The sequence below is a fragment of the Mediterraneibacter sp. NSJ-151 genome, assembly GCF_022487435.1.
Classification (GTDB): domain Bacteria; phylum Bacillota; class Clostridia; order Lachnospirales; family Lachnospiraceae; genus Schaedlerella; species Schaedlerella hominis.
Genome location: NZ_JAKVPP010000004.1, coordinates 140,442 through 161,063, shown reverse-complemented (window position 1 = coordinate 161,063; position 20,622 = coordinate 140,442). Strand labels below are relative to the sequence as shown.

The 20,622-nt window shown below is 39.7% G+C and carries 24 protein-coding genes and 1 pseudogene; 8 read left to right on the top strand and 17 right to left on the bottom strand.

Annotated features, from left to right (window positions below):
* The 9 genes and pseudogenes from LQE94_RS05590 to LQE94_RS05550 form a co-directional block, all read right to left on the bottom strand.
* Complete coding sequence (locus LQE94_RS05590) at window positions 1-1,983, bottom strand: LlaJI family restriction endonuclease (protein WP_240577174.1); 1,983 nt, start codon at window positions 1,981-1,983, stop codon at window positions 1-3.
* Window positions 1,984-2,000: 17 nt separating this feature from the next.
* The gene (locus LQE94_RS05585) at window positions 2,001-3,719 is read right to left on the bottom strand and encodes an AAA family ATPase (protein ID WP_240577173.1); all 1,719 of its coding nucleotides are present in this window, start codon (window positions 3,717-3,719) and stop codon (window positions 2,001-2,003) included.
* Window positions 3,716-4,714 carry a DNA (cytosine-5-)-methyltransferase gene (dcm, locus tag LQE94_RS05580; protein WP_240577172.1) on the bottom strand — a complete coding sequence of 333 codons (999 nt, stop codon included), beginning with the start codon at window positions 4,712-4,714 and terminating at the stop codon, window positions 3,716-3,718. The genes LQE94_RS05585 and dcm overlap by 4 nt, the downstream gene beginning before the upstream one ends.
* A 48-nt stretch (window positions 4,715-4,762) precedes the next feature.
* The gene (locus LQE94_RS05575) at window positions 4,763-4,978 is read right to left on the bottom strand and encodes a helix-turn-helix domain-containing protein (RefSeq protein ID WP_240577171.1); all 216 of its coding nucleotides are present in this window, start codon (window positions 4,976-4,978) and stop codon (window positions 4,763-4,765) included.
* Window positions 4,979-5,073: 95 nt separating this feature from the next.
* The gene (locus tag LQE94_RS05570; RefSeq protein ID WP_240577170.1) at window positions 5,074-5,349 is read right to left on the bottom strand and encodes a hypothetical protein; all 276 of its coding nucleotides are present in this window, start codon (window positions 5,347-5,349) and stop codon (window positions 5,074-5,076) included.
* Window positions 5,350-5,399: 50 nt separating this feature from the next.
* Window positions 5,400-6,233, bottom strand: a pseudogene (locus LQE94_RS05565) (Arm DNA-binding domain-containing protein); the annotation flags it as partial.
* Window positions 6,234-6,235: 2 nt separating this feature from the next.
* Window positions 6,236-6,433: a hypothetical protein gene (locus LQE94_RS05560; RefSeq protein WP_055054342.1), complete on the bottom strand. Its 198-nt coding sequence runs from the start codon at window positions 6,431-6,433 to the stop codon at window positions 6,236-6,238.
* The gene (locus tag LQE94_RS05555; protein ID WP_240577168.1) at window positions 6,430-6,648 is read right to left on the bottom strand and encodes a hypothetical protein; all 219 of its coding nucleotides are present in this window, start codon (window positions 6,646-6,648) and stop codon (window positions 6,430-6,432) included. Before LQE94_RS05555 ends, LQE94_RS05560 begins: the two co-directional genes overlap by 4 nt.
* The gene (locus LQE94_RS05550; RefSeq protein WP_008705329.1) at window positions 6,641-6,868 is read right to left on the bottom strand and encodes a hypothetical protein; all 228 of its coding nucleotides are present in this window, start codon (window positions 6,866-6,868) and stop codon (window positions 6,641-6,643) included. The genes LQE94_RS05555 and LQE94_RS05550 overlap by 8 nt, the downstream gene beginning before the upstream one ends.
* 652 nt (window positions 6,869-7,520) lie before the next feature.
* Here LQE94_RS05550 and LQE94_RS05545 point away from each other — a divergent pair.
* The 7 genes from LQE94_RS05545 to LQE94_RS05515 all read left to right on the top strand — a co-directional run bounded on the left by LQE94_RS05545 (window position 7,521) and on the right by LQE94_RS05515 (window position 14,840).
* Window positions 7,521-8,696 carry a MarR family transcriptional regulator gene (locus LQE94_RS05545; protein ID WP_240577167.1) on the top strand — a complete coding sequence of 392 codons (1,176 nt, stop codon included), beginning with the start codon at window positions 7,521-7,523 and terminating at the stop codon, window positions 8,694-8,696.
* Between the two features lie 2 nt (window positions 8,697-8,698).
* Window positions 8,699-9,229: a hypothetical protein gene (locus LQE94_RS05540; RefSeq protein ID WP_005333547.1), complete on the top strand. Its 531-nt coding sequence runs from the start codon at window positions 8,699-8,701 to the stop codon at window positions 9,227-9,229.
* A 257-nt stretch (window positions 9,230-9,486) separates the two neighbouring features.
* A complete protein-coding gene (locus tag LQE94_RS05535; RefSeq protein WP_173690566.1) occupies window positions 9,487-10,014 on the top strand; it encodes a DUF5697 family protein in 528 nt (175 codons plus the stop codon).
* 6 nt (window positions 10,015-10,020) lie between these two features.
* Window positions 10,021-10,722 carry a DUF6100 family protein gene (locus LQE94_RS05530; protein ID WP_240577166.1) on the top strand — a complete coding sequence of 234 codons (702 nt, stop codon included), beginning with the start codon at window positions 10,021-10,023 and terminating at the stop codon, window positions 10,720-10,722.
* 108 nt (window positions 10,723-10,830) lie between these two features.
* Window positions 10,831-11,937, top strand: a complete 1,107-nt coding sequence (locus tag LQE94_RS05525; RefSeq protein ID WP_240577165.1) for a hypothetical protein — start codon at window positions 10,831-10,833, stop codon at window positions 11,935-11,937.
* On the top strand, window positions 11,927-13,897 hold the full coding sequence (locus LQE94_RS05520) for a VirD4-like conjugal transfer protein, CD1115 family (protein ID WP_117536973.1): 1,971 nt from the start codon (window positions 11,927-11,929) through the stop codon (window positions 13,895-13,897). Before LQE94_RS05525 ends, LQE94_RS05520 begins: the two co-directional genes overlap by 11 nt.
* Before the next feature lie 16 nt (window positions 13,898-13,913).
* Window positions 13,914-14,840, top strand: coding sequence for a S1 RNA-binding domain-containing protein (locus LQE94_RS05515; protein WP_118520725.1), 927 nt, complete (start codon window positions 13,914-13,916; stop codon window positions 14,838-14,840).
* A 334-nt stretch (window positions 14,841-15,174) separates the two neighbouring features.
* Here the strand turns inward: LQE94_RS05515 and LQE94_RS05510 are convergent, their stop codons facing one another.
* The 8 genes from LQE94_RS05510 to LQE94_RS05475 all read right to left on the bottom strand — a co-directional run bounded on the left by LQE94_RS05510 (window position 15,175) and on the right by LQE94_RS05475 (window position 19,782).
* Window positions 15,175-15,537, bottom strand: a complete 363-nt coding sequence (locus tag LQE94_RS05510; RefSeq protein ID WP_117536975.1) for a hypothetical protein — start codon at window positions 15,535-15,537, stop codon at window positions 15,175-15,177.
* Window positions 15,538-15,650: 113 nt separating this feature from the next.
* Window positions 15,651-16,058, bottom strand: a complete 408-nt coding sequence (locus LQE94_RS05505; RefSeq protein ID WP_117536976.1) for a hypothetical protein — start codon at window positions 16,056-16,058, stop codon at window positions 15,651-15,653.
* Window positions 16,059-16,069: 11 nt separating this feature from the next.
* Window positions 16,070-16,453 carry a hypothetical protein gene (locus LQE94_RS05500; protein ID WP_240577164.1) on the bottom strand — a complete coding sequence of 128 codons (384 nt, stop codon included), beginning with the start codon at window positions 16,451-16,453 and terminating at the stop codon, window positions 16,070-16,072.
* Window positions 16,454-16,570: 117 nt separating this feature from the next.
* A complete protein-coding gene (locus tag LQE94_RS05495; RefSeq protein WP_240577163.1) occupies window positions 16,571-16,729 on the bottom strand; it encodes a sodium ion-translocating decarboxylase subunit beta in 159 nt (52 codons plus the stop codon).
* A gap of 60 nt (window positions 16,730-16,789) precedes the next feature.
* Window positions 16,790-17,644 (bottom strand): hypothetical protein, encoded by an 855-nt coding sequence (locus LQE94_RS05490; RefSeq protein WP_240577162.1) that lies wholly within the window; start codon window positions 17,642-17,644, stop codon window positions 16,790-16,792.
* Between the two features lie 27 nt (window positions 17,645-17,671).
* Complete coding sequence (locus LQE94_RS05485; protein ID WP_117536977.1) at window positions 17,672-18,520, bottom strand: hypothetical protein; 849 nt, start codon at window positions 18,518-18,520, stop codon at window positions 17,672-17,674.
* Window positions 18,521-18,601: 81 nt separating this feature from the next.
* Window positions 18,602-19,315 (bottom strand): hypothetical protein, encoded by a 714-nt coding sequence (locus tag LQE94_RS05480; RefSeq protein ID WP_117536978.1) that lies wholly within the window; start codon window positions 19,313-19,315, stop codon window positions 18,602-18,604.
* Window positions 19,316-19,470: 155 nt separating this feature from the next.
* The gene (locus LQE94_RS05475; protein WP_240577250.1) at window positions 19,471-19,782 is read right to left on the bottom strand and encodes a helix-turn-helix domain-containing protein; all 312 of its coding nucleotides are present in this window, start codon (window positions 19,780-19,782) and stop codon (window positions 19,471-19,473) included.
* 448 nt (window positions 19,783-20,230) lie between these two features.
* On the opposite strand from LQE94_RS05475, the gene LQE94_RS05470 reads away from it, so the two are divergent.
* Window positions 20,231-20,608, top strand: coding sequence for a hypothetical protein (locus tag LQE94_RS05470; RefSeq protein WP_005333524.1), 378 nt, complete (start codon window positions 20,231-20,233; stop codon window positions 20,606-20,608).
* Window positions 20,609-20,622: the final 14 nt, after the last annotated feature.

Here is a 20,622-nt window from a genome sequence, read left to right as displayed (position 1 = left end):
TCACAAATACACTTCCCTAACCAATTCCATAACCTTTTCAACCAGCAGCTCCAAGTTGTCACCTTCTGCCATAGATGCTATATCTTCTTTATCCTCAAAACACTTCCTGAGAATATCTATAATTACCTTTTCATCCTGAAGTTCCTTTTCAGACAATTCTTTTATCTTTTTCTCTATTTCGATAGATGCATCTGCAATCTGATTACATCTGCCATAAGAGTTGCCTATATCCTCTGCGACCATATCACCATAATTTTCTTTTTCATACGGATCAAATCCATAAAAAGCTTTGCTTGCAACCGGGCAGATAGCATCATATATAATCTTGGCTCCAAGTTCTCTTTTTATCTGTCTAGGATATATCAATTTACCTCTGTCTACCTTCATCTTAAGCTTTTCCTCAGCCATTTTACTAGCGTTTGTGATACGCATAAGATATGCCAGCATTCGATTAGCAAAATTTTGCTCTGATACTTCCTGTCTACCTATATTTGGTATATATTGATTAATCTCATTCTCACTAATTGTCTGATTATCAAGATACAATTGATACATATTTGATGCACATAATTTCACAACGGCTATGTTTTCCAATCTTTTATTTCCAACATGATTTAGAATTTCCATCTGTACCCAGCCATACTGCTTATCTCCAATTTCGTCAGGACAGAAAAACATATTTTGCACATATCTATATCCCTGTTTCATAATAAAATCATCAAACGCTAATTGATATAAATATTGCTTTGTGACATCCCCTACTCCCGGTTGTCCACTAATGATAGCTTTATCTCCATGTATTTTATAATCTATACAATAATATTTTGCATCATATATTCCAAAGCAATAATCTTTTTTCTGTTCATCAACCGGATATATGCATACCAAATCAGGTTTTAATGTTTCCACCTTCGGATCTTCTACATCCGGGAACTCAGTTTGTCTCCATCTTGGTGATTTAATCACTTTTCTTAATGTTTTGTCTTTATATTCAACTTTATTCCATTCCGAATTGCTTAATGGAAGATCTACTATTTTCTTATCTAGAACACTTCCAAAATTATCAGCACATACTTTTTCCCAAACTAAGTTAAAACTATTAGTTCCATATAAACTATAGCTCACATCATTTTTGTCTGTTTTCTCGTTAGCAATATATGTATATATTGTTTTTAGAAGATTCTGTTTCCTTGTAATATATTGAGTTTGTATCTCAGACTGCAACCTATATAATATATAACTCGCATCACCAAAATCAGACAGTTCTTCTTGTGTCAGCTCGACTTCTGTCAATTCAAACAATTCTAAAAGTCCTGCATCTGATAATTCTCTACTACATTGTGTAAGAACGCATTCATGTAGCCGCCGAAAATAATCATAGTCATTGTCAATCGTATTCTTAGTCTGTAATTCCACATAATATGGTTTGTTATTCTGTATAATTGCAAATGTTTCATTTATAGTCTTATCCCATAAAATCTCACCTTCTCCATTTGTTTCAATTATTTCTTTCTGATTTGTATACAAACCATCAGCATAATATGTCTCTAACAAATGAATAGATACAGCCAGTCTATTAAAAATCTTACTATCATCTTCTCCATTAAACAGATAAATCAATTGTTCTGATGCATTGTATTTTTTTATAACCTTTAGAACCTGCTTTAGATTTTCAAATAAATATTCTGTTGATTTGATATATTTAGGATAACATTTAAAAACTTTTCCCTCGATTACAACAACTCCAACATAATCAAATATATATTCTATATCGCTTGAGCTGTCTATTACATCAGTCAAGACAATATCTTCATTTGATAAATCATCAAAATCCGGCTTATTCTTTTTTACAGCTTTAACTACTCCATATTTTTTAAGAATCCCGACAATGCGTCTGGTTTCTTCCATATTTATGTTAATTAAATTGTCTGTTATTTCCTGTAAAGAATAATGCTTTCTTTCACGAAAGAAACCTTTCGTCATTGTCTCTCATCCCCTTTTTATATATTTTCCAAATCTTCAATTCCAAATATGCCTTCACCCTCCTGCTCAAAGGCTTTACATATTTCTGAAAAAATCATCTTTCCATTCTTTTTATGATGACCTATAAATATGTTCTCCGGACGCATCTTCATAACATCTTCAAACAAATACATGATTACTTTACTTTCAAATGCTTTTATATAACTATTCTCTTTTTGATGCATATCTTTAAGTTCTTCGTTATCTCTCTCAGTCAAAGAAGCTTCATCTTTTGCTTCTAATTCGTCTATTTGCTCTTTATTGTTCTTTATCTCGTCTAACATATTTTTAGATATAAAAAATGGTCCTAAAAGCTTGTCTTCATTAACCTTACACTTTTCAGATGTCAAAATGTTATTTATCCTTGTTCTTAAACTATCCCATCCAATATAATGATCTGCTTTGTTATCCTTAAAACACATTGGTATGACATAATCTTTTATTGCTGCAACCTGCTCATCATCATTGACACCTAAATATTCGAATTCCCATCTACGCTTAAATGCTGTGTCCATTGGAAATACACCCTGATCTGCACTGTTCATTGTTGCCCATATATACATATTTTCTGGAATTTTCATATATAATAACTTACTAATATCCTCTTTTGTGTATTTATCTTCATCCTTCTGTTTAAATATTTTATTGCCATATTCATCATTTTCTTCATAATTCAAACACACAAGTTCTTTTCTCAAATATTTTTTTATATCTTCTGTCGTTGCAATCGGATATTCACTAACACCATCTTTTCTATCTAATAACTGAAAAATATCTCCAAAAACTGCTGCCACATTACCCCTATTAATTTCTTCTACAATAAGTAAATAATCCTCACCTGGATTATTTACTGCTCGTGTATAAACTCTCATAAATGGTCCAGGAACATACTCATATGTTATGTCCCCTGGCTTTTCTCCCTGAACAGGTTTATATGTACCGACAAATTGTGAAAACGAATAATTAGGATGAAAAGTCACCCGTTCAACATTATCACCAAAAACCGCACTATCTTTTTCAAGTTTATGGCTTTTACCGGTTCCCGGTGCACCAAATATTATTCTATTTTTTTCACCTTTATTCTGCTTATCTATAGAATATATATAAGTAGGGTTAAGTTTTCCCCATGCCATATGTAAAGCCTTCGTATCATCATATTCAACATTTTCCGTAGCATTAACAATTGTTGCTGTTAGAATCAATTCATTTTGATTTCTAATATTTATATCTGATACAAACCAACATGCATTTTCTCCTAACCCTAATTGTTTCTTCATCTGTTTTATAAAGATATCATTAGAATATATATCTTCATTGTCATAATATGTATTACTAGGTCCATATTTAACCCTAAGTCTCCCTGCATGAGACATAGAGGTGTCTCTTGTAATTAACAGAATATATTTTCCGTCATCTATGAGCACATCATTTACATATACTTTCTGAAAAAGAGCAGCTAAAACTACTGGTGAGTTCTCTACATTTCCAAAAACTACATTTCCACCTTTTCCTATTTTAGTTGAAACTTTTTCCAGTGGAACTGCGGAATATACCATTCCTTTTAATAATTCATCAATTTCTGCATCATTATTTATTTTATGTTCCTTTCCCTGCCCCAACGCCGTTGCCCAATTAGGCGTTGAACCTCTACCTTTGACCTTGTGCCCAAATGCTAGTGTTGCAAAATCTATTTTCATAATAATTGCCCCCATATATGATTTAATAATATTCCAACAAGATTTACATCCCAACCATTAGCTGCTCGCTTAGATAACTGTGTATATGACTGATTTGCAAAATCAATTTCTCCATTCTTAAATCCCATCAATCTAAATTGTTCTGTCACCGAATATTTACGAACAATCTCTATCCCATCAGGACCTGTAGGCTCAACCAATCTTAATTTATTATGCTCAGGTGCTAAAATTGTAATGCTAATGCCATCATCTCTTATCTTTCTATTGTATAAATCAAAGCAAGATGCTTCTGAAACAACAAATGATGGTATCCCATAAAAATCTTTTATCCTCTGAATCTGTTTCTGTGACAAATACAAGAAATCTTCTGGATTATCATCAACAAAATCTTTCAATCTTAATCCATTTTCAATAGTCGGTGGTGTCATTGAGAAATCATCTGGCAATCCTCCTAAGCGAGCAAACATCCATAGTCTTTCTCTGTTTTGTGGAATTCCATAATCCTTTGTATTAAGTATCGCATATTTTAAATCTCCATATCCCATTTCTTTCAATGAATTCTTCAACGTATTGAATGTATTTTCAAACCTTTTCGTAGCTAGTCCCTTTACATTTTCCATAAAAATATATTTTGGTTTTTTTACAGCACAAATTCTTAAAATATCATATAATAATGTTCCCCTTCCATACTGATCATTTTCTCCTTGTTGCATTCCTACAGTAGAAAATGGTTGACAAGGAAATCCTCCTGTAAACAAATCAAATTCAGGTAAATCTTCTGGATTTATCTGTGTTATATCTCCCCAGTTATGTATAGGCTTTCCTTTTTTGTCCGTATGATTAGCATCATATAATGCAGAAGCAAATTTATCAAATTCCGAATATCCGACAACTTTGTGATTTATCCCTGCTCGTTGCAGTCCATATGTTGCACCTCCATAGCCGGCGAAGCCTTCAAATACTCTAATTTGTTTGTGTCGTTTTAACTTATTCATTTATAATGTTACCTTTCAATTAATTGTTACAAATTACGTTTAAGCCTATTAATGACTTAACCATTCATTTTCTATTTCTTCATAAGGATAATCTCGTTCTTCACAAAATCCCTTTATATTTCTCATAGCAGCAATATTAGGTCTAGCCTTTCCAGTTTCCCATCTATTCACTGTCGAAGACGCTACACCTAGCTCTTTTGCGAAATCTTCTTGTGTCATTAAAAACTTTTCTCTTAATACTCTTATTTTATAGGATAATTTCATTATACTTATGCCTCCTGCTCATTTTACAATCATTATCATAGCATAAAACAGGCGTTTTATCAAATAAATATGCAAGGGGAATACGGGCAGCGGAATCATCTTCCTCTGCCTCTATTCCATATTTTATCTTCCGCCTTACCTTTATCAACATCTCTGCTAACTGCTTCATCATAAATCCTCTGGAACTCCTCATAAAGCTCATCCCCATCCAGCTTTATTCCAAGTTTTTTCATCACATCCGAAAACAACCTTATGCTTCCACTAACATCAGCAATATCAAATCCGAATATATCAACCTTAACAGAATCACTGACATTCTCATAACCACCAAGCTCTGATATTCTCCTAACAATCCAGCCAACTTCGTCCACAGGCTCTTTTTCTTTAGGTTCAACAAATTCGCTTTATCCTGTTACATCAATTTAGTAAATCGAAAAAGTCTTTCCTTTTTCATAATTCCATACAGATGACCACAATACTCCCGGAATTCCTCAGCAAGAAAATCCGGCATCGTAATCACACGGATACTCTTCGGAGTTTTCGGCAGCTGTGTAATCATGTCCTTTCCTTTCAATCTCTGATAAGATTTATTGATTGATATGGTTTTCTCTTCGAGATTGATGTCATTATAAGTAAGGGCAAGCAATTCACCGATACGCATTCCTGTCCAGTACAGCAGAAGAAATGCCATTCTTGTTTCTGGCTTATCACTTACTGTCTCCAGAAACGCATTGAACTCTTCCTGCATCCAGAAATCCTTCGGTTCTCCTTTGCTCTTGCCGATCGCTCCTGCCTTCCTGCAGGGATTATCTTGCAGGTTATAATACCGCATGGCATAATTGAAAATTGCAGTCAGCTGGCAGTTCACTGTTTTCAGATAAGTAGGAGAATATCCTTTTCCATTCTTATCCTTATACGTCAGCAACTCATTCTGCCATGCACGGACATCTGCCACCATAATTTCACTGAGAATCTTCTTTTCAAAATAAGGCTTGATTTTCAGGTCTATAATATATCGCTTCGTGTACATAGTGTTTTCTCTGAGACGGACATCCATATCTTTGTAATAAATTTCCAGAAAATTTCCAAATTCAATGTCCACACCCTGGCTCTGCTGTTGTAGGAAATCTCTTTCCCATTCCTTAGCTTCACCCTTGGTCCTGAATCCTCTTTTCTGTTTTCTTTTTCGGTTTCCCTGCCAGTCTTTGTAATAGACCTGTACTTTCCAGTTTTTTCCTTCTTTGTAAACCCCCATTACTAATCCTCGACTTTCATGCCATAAATCTTTTCTGCCAGGAATTTCGTAGAGATTTTTCCAGCTACTACAATATATCCTTTTGCCTTCAATTCTTTGTTGTATTCTCGCATCAGACTATATGCATAAGTTTTTGAAACTCCAAGAATTGCACACACATCATCCACATCCATATACATTTTTTCCTGCACCATACTCATACCGCTTTATCCTCCTTCAAATACTGCTCAACATGTTCCAGACCATAGATCTTGTCCTCTACATAACGGGCTGGTACCCGACCGAGAATCACATAATAGTTCTTACTTGCCAGATCGGCATTCATTCTTTCCACCACCCGGTAAGCAAACGAAACTGATAATCCAAAGAGTTCTGCAATGTCTTCCACTGATAAATACATTTTTCTCTTACGCATGAAACCATTCCTTTCCCTCTTCCTGTGGGATCTCACAAGTATCTTCCACTCCGTAGAAACGCTTCACAAAATACTTTGTCGGAACTTTTCCTCTAAGCGTCAGATATCCCTGTTCTTCCAGTTCCTTGTTCAGATTTCCGATGATCTCATAAGCCGATGTCTGTTTTACTTCCAGAAGTTCACATATATCGGCTGCCTTTAAAAATAATTTGTTCTGCATAATCAGTACCTCCTATGTTTTGAATATTTATCTCTTCACATACTCTGTACTGGCAGATGCAAAATCGGACATCATTTTCCGAAATTTATCAAATTTTCTTGTTTTTTAATTCTCCATCAGTGTGATTACTGTGTCATGGAGTTTAAGCTCATCGAAAATAAAGAACCTTTCTGTGGTATCTGTTTTCTAAATGCAGGCAACAAAAAAACAGTCTGCCTTGACGAAAATCACTTCAATCAAAACAAACTGTTCTTCATATTTACTCTAATTTTATTTTATGAGAATAACTGATTTCACGAAATTTGCAGGTGAATCTGGAATATAAACAAGAGGAAAAAATAATTTTTAAACTCCATTTGCACTCCATTTGGTCTTTTCGACACCACGCAAAGCCTTTATTTATGGGCTTTTCCGCGATTTTTCAAGCTACTCAAACTCCAGATTGACAGTACGGAGTATTAACGAATATAGACGATTTTCAAGGCTTTTTAGACAGTATGAAACAAAATAGCCACATAATCTAAATTTTAAAAATGCAATAAAAATGCAATGAACGGCACAACTAATTGCTATATTCCCATCGGCTTCTTCTTGATACCAATACTTTGAAAAATCCGATTATAACTAAATACACTCTGAAAGGAAGATCACTATGAATTACCAATTAGAACTCAAACAAATCGTGGAATTTCCACGTTGTCGCATTTACCGTGACTTCATACAAACTTTAATCACCACCAAGAGCATCCGAACCACCGGAGGCTCTTTTCTTTTTTACTATCTGGTTTTATGCTCCTATGCAAATTACCGGACATCCTATCGCCGGATGGAACACATCACCTACACAGTCGGTCCCGGAGAATGGATCTGCTCCGTCACAGATCTTCAGAATTGGTTCCGCTGCCGCTTCCAGCATCAGGTATTATCTATCCTCAAGTTTTTTGAAGAACAGAATTATATTACCTATTCTCTCCTTGGCAAAAACAAGCTGGTCAAATTCAAAATAACCGACTGGCCTAAAGACAACACCATATTGGAATATAACTATCCCTGTAAAAAAGATACAGGGTTTTTCTTTTTCCCGATTGTCAAAGTCCATGAACTGATTGGCATAGGGAAATGCTCGGAGATGGATATTCTTTTAGATCTTTGGATTCATGCTGTCTACAACGATGCCACCGTACAGGGTTCGGATTCCGGTCCGGTTGTATATTACCGGAACAATACTGGCAATCCCCTTACCAGTTTTCATTCACTGGGCGACCGTTGGGGACTGTCAAAGGCATCGGTCTCCCGGCTTCTGAAGAAACTTGAGGAAAAAGAATACATCACACTCATCTCATTTACAGGAAAACACGGAAGCGTAATTTATCTCAACAATTACCTGTCCGTCATGTTCAACATCAGCGATGTAATGATTGACAAGGAGGAAATCGCCATGAAAATGCAACTGCCAATCCATGTGCCAGAAGATATTACAGTAGTGGAATCCGGTTCCGCCACCGTTTCAGAAACTGTCATGGACACACAAATTACCGTTTCAAAAAATGATTCCTGCGTTCCGGATTCGCATATGAAATATATCGTACAAAAAGTCGCAGAACTATTGGATTCACAAGGGATTCCATGTTGCCACTGCTCCAAAACCCGCTATATATTATCTCCATTATCAGCCTGCAAAGATATATTTAATACATTTACTCTAAATATTATCTGTCCCTACGGAAATGCCGCTTATCGGTTTGAGTTGTCCGTAAGTCCAGGGGATGAGTCTGCCCAAAAGATGCCTGCCGTGGCAGAGCCTTCTGCACTGAAAGGGGGGGAATAGACATGGCAAACCGCAATACACAGGGATTTCCTTCACCCGAAGAAGATCCACGTTTTCACGACACCTATCAGTTTTTACGCAGATACCGGGATGCAACCTACAGCCTGAAGGTAGTCGTACACCAGATGGAGCACCAGTTTAAGCTCCAATACGACAATGACATCGACAAATTTCTGGACTCCATCTATGCTGCCGGGGCTGATCTTACCGGAAGCGACATCGAACAACGGGCAAAAAGTATTGCCAGAAGCAACCAGATGCTGAAGCTTTTGGAATCATCCATCGATCTCCTCCGGAACAATCACAAGCATGGGGAACAGTATTACTGGATTCTCTACTACGCTTTTCTCTCTCCACAGGAAATGAAAAATACAGATGAGATATTGGATAAGCTGGCTCACCACATCACCAATATTTCCTACCGCACCTATTACCGGAAACGCAGGGCTGCGATTGAAGCACTCAGTACCATTCTTTGGGGATTTACTGCAAAAGAAACACTGGATACGCTCAACAAGTTCTTTCCGGAATAGCATCGCTCATAAAATGGCACAGAAATGACCTGCTTCTGCGATTGAAGCGTAAAATTACCCATGCTACAATAGGTATTGCTTATAGTTTTCCTTATTTCCAGCACCCATAGATGGTGCTTTTTTTGTACCTGTAAATTCAATCGCTGACAGCAGGTTCTATGTACTTTGTACGTACACTATACTTACAATACCAAACGTATTCTGTACGTACAGCCATACGTATAAAGTTTCCTATTATATATAGAAGGGAGTCAATCATGAAAACAAGGAACGAAATCTATCAAGGAGAGGGAGCCAAGCTCTTACGGTTCATTACCACTTACCATACTCTGAAGTATGACCAGGTTTTACAACTTTTCTCCCGACATGAGCAGTCTATCAAGTCATTGATTACCAGCCTCATCAAACAAGGGCGCATCATTTACGATAAAGAGCATGACCTTCTTTGTGACAGCCAGCAGTCTGCTGAGAATCCTGACTATGCTATAATTACATGCTTTTGGGTACTGCTGGATTTTAAGAAAGGTATTATATACCACACCAGTGGCGAATTTCCAATCAAGCTCAATTTCTTTTCGCAAGATGAACAATACGAAATCATCTATATCGGTGAAGAACAGGAGGCTCTGATCAATCATGTGATGGAAAGTATCCCATCAAATGGTTCCAAGCGCCTGATTGTCTTAGAATCCGAAAGCCAGGCTGCCAAAATCACCATTGATGATGTAGCCGCTTACTGCCTCGTAAATGAATCCGGTGCTGTCAGTTACTACATGAGAAAGTAGGTTATTATGATGCAAAATACACCAACCATTTACCAGCGGCTTGAAAAACTGGAAGGGGAGCTGCAAAAACTGACGAATACCGTTTACGCTCTGAAGGTCACTGATATCCAGAATTATGATAAAAATTTTGAGGAACTGAGCGTCAGTGCTGCTCTTAGAACGGAGCGGATTGCCTGCCAGATGCGTAATCTTGTCTGTTCGGCCCTCTCTCCAAATCAAGCAGCTTATCTTCCCAAAGCGGCAGATGCACAGGGAATCCGGATTGCAGAACAGCAGGGGATTCTCACCATTGCGCTTCCCGGACTGCTTCCGAAACGAAGAGTCCACACAAACACTGCATTTCTCCATGAACCGCTTAATTATATGCTTCGTGAGTATGTAAAACAAAATGCCCTGCCCCTCTATCGTGACTGCATGATATGCTTCAGTCAAATATATGACAGGGAACTTCCTCAAAGACGTATCCGGGATTATGACAATCTGGAGTTTAAACAGATTCTGGATACACTTTGTACTTATGTTCTAACAGATGACAGCGGCTTTTTCTGTGATTCCTACTACACGACACAGCTTGGCTTAAAGGACTATACACTGGTATCGGTTATGGAAAAAGCTGACTTTCCGAAATGGCTGCAGAACCAGAAAAATCATCACGAAAGCATGTCGGAAAATCTCCTGACTTCTCAGGCAGAAATCCGACATCGGTAAGAACCACCGCAGGGAACTTTGTTTTCTTGCTTTTTTTTCTCCAAACTACCAGAGATTTACCCAAGTATAGGCTTGCATGGGTAAGAACTGAACTGAGGTGATGCTTATTTGATAAGACCTGACACTACGAAATACCGCTTACTGGAAATGATAGGGATGTGCGGGGAATTTCCCGCAGACCAGCTAAACAGACTCATCCCCAGTGCCTCCTATGCGGAAAAACTCATTACGGATTTGAAGGCAGAACACCTCATCCGTACCCACTACCGGGATGCTCTCAGAGGCTACCGGCTGACCAAAGCTGCGAAAGAGATGCTGTTATCTGTCTCGCCGCTGCGCTTCCAGTGCTATCTGACCGGCAATACCGAGACGAACCTCATCCGAAGTGAAGTATCCCGCCGTATCCGCTTACATCAGAAAGCCGAAACGTATCTGACACTCCTTCATGCCGGGATTCCCTTTTATCCGGATGTAAAACCTGACATCTTCTGTAATTACCGCGAAGCTGGTTCCATCGGTATGCGAAACCTTCCTCTTTTTTACGCTTCCAGAGAAATTAAGGAACTAGGCCCGGAGACCACGAAGATTAGGAACTCCCGCAGCATGGGCATCCTGATGGCACCGCAATGTGTCTATGTCCTTTACAACACGGGAAACGGAGTCCTGAAATGGGAATATCGAACGGAAGTCCGCTTAAACGCCTTCCTGCAGCATTACCTGCAAGGCTACCCTTACAACGGACATCCACAGATCCGGGCAATCATGACCGGAACCGACATGGAAATGGCTTTCCGGCTGTTTACCAGTACAGGAGGCTACAAAAAGAGCCTGTTTATGCTGGACACTTCCTTCGAGCATTTCCATTACCTTCCCAATACTCCGGAAGGGGAAGTGCTTTTAAAACTGCTGGTTCACCCTGAGATCATGGAAAAGCTGGACAACCTCCTGCTGTCCGATCTGGGCTGCCGCAGCGATTCAATTCCACTGGAACATGATGCCACGGATGCTTCCGGGAACCCCATCCTTCTTGCTTATGATTTTGACATGCAGCGAATCAACCGGTTCAATACCGGCTTAAATGTATACGGCAGATCCGGGAACCTGATCTGTTTCGATTTTCAGATTCCGGTCCTGAAAAAATACTTAACTGCCACAATCCATTTCTCCAGTATTGACCTTTGCAAATTCAAAAGGGGGTTTTTACATGAACCGTAAATGGTGGAAGCTCATTTATATGCTTCCGATCACCTTCTGCACCCTCTATGCAGGAGGCTATGTTGCTCAATTTATCCGCAACTATCAGACCTGGGAATCTGCCGGCAATTTTGCTGGAAACGGAACTGCCCCGCAGATTCCCTCCCCGCACCCGCTCGCCTGTCTGGATGCCCTGACTGCTTTCCCGTACAATCTGTATGGGATTTTTCTATGTCTGGCAGCTTTTGGACTCCTGACCTTCCTTCTCATGCGTATGGGATTTGACCGAAACGGGGAAATAACAGACCGGGACCGGAACCTGAATTATTCCACAAAGGGAACCTATGGGACTTCCGGTTTTATGACTTTGGAGGAAATGCATCAGGTACTGGAGCTTACGAATGATGTCAAGAAACACAAGGGAACCATTCTTGGAAAACTGAACGGAAAAGCCGTTTGTCTCCCGAAGGATACCCGCATGAACCGGAATATTGCCGTTTACGGTGCCAGCGGTTCCATGAAAAGCCGGGCCTTTGCACGCAACATGATCTTCCAGTGTGTTGCCCGCGGGGAAAGCCTCATCATCACCGATCCAAAATCGGAATTGTACGAAAGTACAGCCACTTACCTTGAGAATGCCGGATATATCGTGAAATCCTTTAATCTTGTAAACCCGGAAAACTCGGATAGCTGGAATTGTCTGGGTGAAATTGGCGGACAGGAAACCATGGCACAAGTATTTGCTGATGTCATCATCCAGAATACCGGTTCTGCCAAAGGCGATCACTTCTGGGACAATGCCGAGATGAACTTATTAAAAGCTCTGATTCTCTATGTGGATCAGGGATTCCCACCGGAGGCAAAGAATATCGGACAGGTATACAAACTCCTGACCATGAGTTCTGAAAAAGAACTGAACAGCCTCTTTGACCTGCTTCCGGTCTCCCATCCGGCAAAAGTCCCCTACTGCATCTATAAGCAGGCAAGTGACACGGTACGTTCCGGCGTCATCATCGGACTCGGTTCCAGACTTCAGGTATTCCAGAACAAGCTGATCCGCCAGATCACTTCCTATGATGAGATCAACCTGACGCTGCCGGGAAAAGAAAAATGTGCATACTTCTGCATCACTTCGGATCAAGACAGCACTTTTGATTTTCTTTCTTCCCTGTTTATGACCTTCGTATTTATCAAACTGGTCCGTTATGCAGACACCTATGGGGAAGATGGAAAACTGCCGGTTCCGGTACATATCCTGGCTGATGAGCTGGCGAATACGGGAGCAATCCTATCGCTCAACAAAAAGATTTCCGTGATCCGAAGTCGAAACCTCAGTATTTCCTGCATTTTCCAGAACCTGCCTCAGATGCAGAACCGGTATCCCTTAAACCAATGGCAGGAAATCATCGGGAACTGCGACACTCAGCTATTTTTAGGCTGTACGGATGAGGTAACTGCTACATTTATCTCTAACCGCTCCGGTGATGTGACCGTTGGTGTCAGCAGCGAAGCCAAACAATTAAATAGCTGGAGGGTATCCGATTATACACCAGAATACCGCCAGACCAGATCCATCGGGAAACGAAAGCTCTTAACTCCGGATGAGATCCTACGCCTGCCTCTGGATACCGCACTGATTATCCTGCGTGGTCAGAAAGTCCTGCAGGTAGAAAAATACGATTACACCCTGCACCCGGATGCCAAAAAACTCATTTCCCGGAAGGCTTCCGAGCATATTCCGGAATGGAGAAAAGGAGCATGTAGTGAAGAATATACGTACACTCCAACTATTCCTGCTTCCCACCCGAAAAAAACCGCTTCTTATGGAAAGCAGAAAAAGAAAAAAGCTGAGCCTCTCTTTGACCAGCAAAGCGTTTATCAGGAACCTGGCTATCACGATTTCCCGGATGACTTCTCAGCAGATAACTATCCGGATCACACAGACATGGTTCCTTTAGATAAAGATTCTATCATGTCATAATTTGAAAGGAGACACTATGATGCCAAACGAAACAACCAACACATCTATTTTAACTCTGGATTCCGATGCAAAGCTGGAAACAGCCCAGTCCATTTCAGACCTTACCTGGCATGAGATCCAGAATGCCTACCGTACCCGCCGTATCTTAACCGGAATGCTTGGCGGTATCGAGAAAACAGAAAACGGCAGCCTCATTGCCGTGGTTTACTACAAAGATTTCCGTGCTGTCATCCCGGTAACTGAGATGATGATTCATCTCATGCAGGATGAAGCACACGATTATGGGGAGCTTGCTCTGCGGCAGAACAAAATCCTCAACAATATGCTTGGATGTGAGATTGATTTTCTGATTAAAGGATTGGATTCCAAAACACGCAGCATTGTTGCCAGCCGCAAAGAAGCGATGCTAAAGAAACGCCAGATTTTCTATCTGGATAAAGACGCAAACGGAATGCCAAAGGTCTATGAAGACCGTATCGTACAGGCAAGAGTCATTGCCGTTGCTGAAAAAGTAGTCCGTGCTGAAATTTTCGGTGTGGAAACCTCCATTCTTGCCAGAGATTTGTCTTTTGACTGGATGGGCGATGCTAGAGAACGCTTTCAGGTGGGCGACCACATCCTGGTACGCATCCTGGATGTGGAGGCTGACTCACCAGAGCAGATTACGGTTCACGCAGATGTAAAAAGCGTGGAAGGTAATACCAGCAAAGAGAATATGAAAAAATGTAAGATTCAGGGAAAATACGCCGGAACTGTGGAAGACATCCATAAAGGCACCGTCTTTGTCCGGCTCTCCATCGGTGTCAATGCCATTGCTCACTCCTGCTATGACAGCCGGACAGTCGGGAAAAAGGATCAGGTATCCTTTGTGGTGACGCATATTGATGAGGAACGGAACGTTGCCCTCGGCATCATCACCCGCATCATCAAGCAGACCATTTAAAATTATAGGTTGTTCCATAAAAAGGAACGTGGTATACTGATTCGGTATTATTGAACTGGAAAGACGGATGCATTTCGATTTTGCCCTCTAGTATCCAAGGAGGGTGATGCCCATGAATACAATGGAAGTATTGACTTTACTATTGGTAATTTTTGCGGCTTTGACTTATATAGATCGACATAATAAGAAATAGCATCCACGACCCTAGGAAAGTTTTGGATGCTATGACTTATACATAGAATATAAAATTTAACTGAGGGCATCAGATTTTGCATCTGAATACCTTTCTTGAGTTCATTATACACTGGGGGATTTGAGAAATCAAGTCCCCCTTTTATTTTAATCTCTGCATCGGATACCTTTTCAGGAATGTATCAATCCACTTCTGATTCACCCCATTTAGTACACCAAGCCCGGATAATAGCTGCATACAGTCAAGATATCCCTGCACATAACTGAAAAGCTCCGTCTGATATCCCCAATGCTCGTAGGCATTATAATGCTCCTCAAACAGATCTGCCATTTCAGCATTCACATTCCGGAGTGCTTCCACTGCCTCATCAAACTTCTTTTCCAGTTCGCCGCATACACTTCTGCCTTCCTCAAACACCGGATTCTGCTCCCGCAGCCTTGTTCTGGTCGGCTCCATCAGTTCCATTGCACTCTGCATCAAAAGTTCCATCATCTCTTCATTCATTTTTCAGATACCTCTCTTTGCTTTTTCATTTGCCGTTGGCATAAATAAAGCATAGCAAATATCTGCTTTTCTGAAAACGATGTGACAGTTCCTACGATGATAGATTATAGTTCCTATTCTCCTGCCTGCTTACCAAAGAACAACTCTCTATGCGGATGCAGCGCATCTGCATGATAAATGTTGATCCGGTGCTCATCCCCACTCCGGTCTTTAAACGCCGGAAACAGGAACCCATATTCCGGTTTCCCCGGCTCATAATCTCCTGAAACCGGACAGATGGCGCACATAAGGAACGGATAGACTTCCTCCGATTCCCACAGCTCTGCTTTATCACTCGCCATTGCGATTGCCAGATTTCTCGTCTGATCTGAAGCAGATAATTTCAGGAAATGTGTATTGAATGTTCCATCCACAAATCCTTCCTCATCCATGTATGCTCCGGCAATCCTGCTGAAACAGTTTCTCTTGATTGTCATACGTCTAGTCAGTTCCAGCATATCTTCTCTGTTAATTTTTCCCATATTCTTCCTCGCTACCCATCTAAGCACGCATTATAAAAAGAGGTAAAATCCCCGTCAAATTCCATTTCAATAATATGTAGGCTGTCCATTGTGTGCTCCAGATAAGTCAGTGTTCCTCTGTCCAAATCTATACTCGGCTTTCCCAGTGAGTTCGCTATTACATCTGGATTTGTAATTCCAAACATCTCCTTTATATCCGGCATAAGATAATCCACGATATCCGGAAGCCTTTTTTCATACACCTGTGCCAGTTCAACTGCACGTTTTTTATAATCTGAATGTATCCTGTTGCATGTAAATTCAATTCCGTTTATTTCCATCTTATAGTAATCATTATTCTCATCATAGACAAACGCTGTACCCTTACTTTTTTTATTTTTTTCCAAAATCCCCATGATATATCTACACTTTCCCGGTTCTTCCGCCATACACAGTCTAAAAAACTGTAACTTAATGCTTACGTTTGTATAAAACAATTCCTGCTAAAATCAACAAAGTAATACCAATTACAATCAGAAAACTAAAACTATCCCGTTCAATTTCCCTGCTATGTAAATAGAAGTCGGACCATCCGCACCGCCTATCACGGATACTGCCGCATTTTCTTTCTGCTTCAGTACAATGCCAATGACAGCCAATACAATTCCTAAAATTCCTGCTATGATTCCCAAACATTTTTATGTAACTACCTTCTCCTCAAATCACATACTTCTTTACGGGAAGAATACATGTCATAAAATGTATGAATATATTAACTCCATTATTTTTTCTATTCCCATATCCTCTTTGTCATCACTATCCTGATTTATATGTTCTTCAAATTTTTTACATATTCTCAGATGTTCCATATATGCTTCATCTGACAGTTCACCTCCTTCAGATATTACCAAAGTTAAATATTCCACAAGATCCTTAAAATTCTCAACAACTCCTAAAAGAATAGTAAATAACACTTGAAGATCAACCCCTGTATTAGGAATTATCGACTCTCGCCCACTCATATTTTTCTTCTGCCATTGTTTTTCCTCACCTAACGGTGCATTATAAAACTGATATTCACCATTTCTTCCAAATGAATATCTCGCAAAATCAAAATGTGCATTTACACGTTTTAATTCCTCGATCAGTACGCTCAATTCTGATAGTGCGATTTCTATTGATTTGTTCATATTTAGTCTACTCAATTCACACTTTAAAATATTTAAATACTCATAAATACCGTGATTATTTTTTAATTTCTCTCCAGAATGAATAAGAAAATGAATTGCATTTATACTACTTTTCAGCCACAATTCTACGCCATGCCATACGTCAAATAAAATAGGAAAAACAAGCATATCTGCCACACAATAACGATTTCTATTATACAAAATTGAATACAGCCCTAATACTGCATTGGCCATATATGCTTTGCCCATTTCAAAATTATCATTTATAGTTTGAACCGGATTACTTTTATCATTTCCCCCCATAGCGTCATCAAAACACCAGTTCAAAAAAGCATAATTATTTGATTGATTATAATTTATCTCGTCTTCACTACAAAAAATTTTCATTTCATTAGTCTTCTCCACTCTATTGGTCATATCTATCCCCTCCACAAAATAGAATTTTTATATACTTCTCAATTCATCATGTTCTTCAATCTTATTACATGGATTAGTTCGTAGCGTGACTGGATCTATAAACCAATATTTTGTATCTTCATAGTCAAATAACCTTCTTCCTAATAATGTGCGATTTGAAAACATATCTTTCTTTTCTGGCCAGTATACTCCCACAGGGCGACAATTCATATACTGATACGACTTGATCATCTGCGGAGCTCCTCCTATTGTATCTCTTTTATCTGTTTTTTGAAGCATTCTGCATAATGCTTCAAAAGGCTCCATATCTAAAACAATCCCTTTTTGTTTCTCGATATCGTTTCCATACTTTTTCCTTAATAAATCCCTTAATTCTCTTTTAAAATTTTCTCTCTGATCACCAATTGCCACAAAGTTGCCACTCACACTAGATATTATTCTATGGTTCTTTCCGTCCTTTGCAAAAGACTTATCATGTTTATCATAATAATATCTCCAAATTTTAAATTTCTTCTCCACCCACGAATATCCTCCAAAAACGAATTCATTATCGGGAACATAATTTGGATCAGCCAAATCATACACTGAATTCATTAGATGATTTGCATGATTTAAAAGGTGTCCATTAATATCGGTTATATCCATTGCCCGTGTTTCTATTCTTGTATATCCCGTCATTGCCTGCCTAATTTGCATCATCATTGGATATGCATATTCAGTATCTCCTGCAAACGCTAGTGCACATGTATTTCCCGGCAAAGTTGTAAGTTTTGGACACTCGTCCCAGCGATGTCCTCCACATAATCTACTATCAGAAATAAAAATTAATTCTTCACAATTATGAATTTTTCTCACCCACGATGCCGCTATTGTCATTGCTTTTCCTCCATCAACTTCAAATTTTTCTAATACATAAAACCTACTTATATTATACTCCTCCCCAATTCAAATCACAATTTATTCCCCAGCCTTTTTCCCGTTCACAAGCTTCGGACAGTAAAACGCCTGGATCTTCATAGTCTCCTCATCTGATTCAATTTCCACATAATAATCCCGGATAAAGTATCCCGCATTATGCTCCTGAAGGGCGTACAGCTCCAATGTCTGAAAATCCACCAGTACCAGATCACGTGGCTTTGGCTTTTGTGTTTCCTCACAGAATACTTCCATGCTTTCCACCAGCTTATCCAGACATTCCTGACACAGATGGTTCTGTACTTTTTTCACATCGAAGATACTATCTTCCCCGTAATCCACCGATACTTCGGAAATCCCGTAATCCGACATCTGCTCCGTATGGAAAAAGCAGCCGCCTTCTCCTGTCCCGGTATAACCCATATGCCCGTTTCCCTGCGGGCCGGTAAGATTCCCGTCTTCATCGTGATTCCGTATATGCATATCCATCACATACCATTGATTGGTACAGATGACTCCAAGATCATCAAACTTCCGAAAATATCCCATCATGCTCCGTTCATGACTCCCACACAGCCAGCACTGTTTTGGATCTTTCAGCTTGCTTTCTACTAATTCAGGCACCTTTCTTTCTACCGGGTGATATTCCTGCTCCTGTGTTTTTTCAAGATAACCTGTCAGATCCAGCCGGCTGATTCCCAGTCCGATCAGAATTCCTGCCGCACATGCCAATAATCCCACATATCCCTTTTTCATATCATAGTCATCCTTTAAGAATTAGTTTTATAATGCTTTTAGGATTACTATATCAAATCTTGCAATCACTTTCATCATAAATCGCATATTTTTATGTGTTTTATTGCATATACAACTTTCAAAAAAACTGCCTGCGGCAATTTCGCAGACAGCTTCTATTTCATCATCTCTTCAATTATCACATCCAGCATCCGAAGCACGCTTTCCTGCTTCTTCGGTGTGAGCCCTTCCAGCTTTCCTTCCACTACAGAAGTATGTTCCATTCTGGTAAGAGGAATCACTTCCTTCAGCACTTCATTCGGTTCCGCACCTAATACATTCAACAGCTTTACAAATGTTTCCATCGTAGGTGTTTTCACTTCCCGCTCAATCGCACCCAGATGGTTGGTACTGATATCCACCAGTTCAGCCAGTTTCTCCTGCGTAATTCCTGCCTCTTCCCTGTACCTGCGGATTGCCTTTCCCATTCCTTTCACACGCACACCTCCTCCTTCCAGTATTTACTAACGCTTAAAGCATTAGTCATGTAAATCCAGTATAATTGGTTGCAAATCACGCTTACAGTATCCATAAGGATTGCATTTATAACGCTTTTAGCGTTGGTCATATTTTTGGCACTCCATCGTCTGTAACTGGCACAGTCCTGCGATTGTAGCGGTAATTTACCCATGTTAAAATTGATATTGTCAAAATTATATGCAGAAGGAAACGCAGCACTGCCGTATGGGAAGCCTCTCCTGCGGCATAAAGGTTGCATTTTTTCTGTAAGATAGGAGGATCTTTACAATTTCATACTTTGATTTAGGACGCAGCCTGCATTGACCGGGCTGCGTCTTTTCTTGAGGCAGGAAAACCATAAGCAAAGGCAGGGGAGGTAATTCTCCTGCCACTCTTATAAAAAGGAGGTACCTTTACGTGAAACACAAACTGAAAAACGCTCCGCCGGACACAAAACGGCATGTCAATTATGGCAGATGCCTGTATGCTGCATTTCTGGCTGTCACAGTCCTCTGCGGATACACACAGCCGGTTTTTGCCGCTACCATCTGGACCAAAGCCAATGAGATCATGAAGGATGTCTATAACCAGATTATCCTCATTTCCACCATTGCTGCAGTTGTAACTGCATCGGTTGCCCTTCTGATGATGAATTTTTCCAAAAGCGGAAAAACCGTGGACGAATCACGTGCATGGCTCAAGCGTATCGTCATTACCTGGGCGATCTTAAACGGGCTTGGCTTTATCATGGCTTACATCACCCCGTTCTTTGCAGGCGGAAAATGGAACGGATAGACGAAAGGAGATGC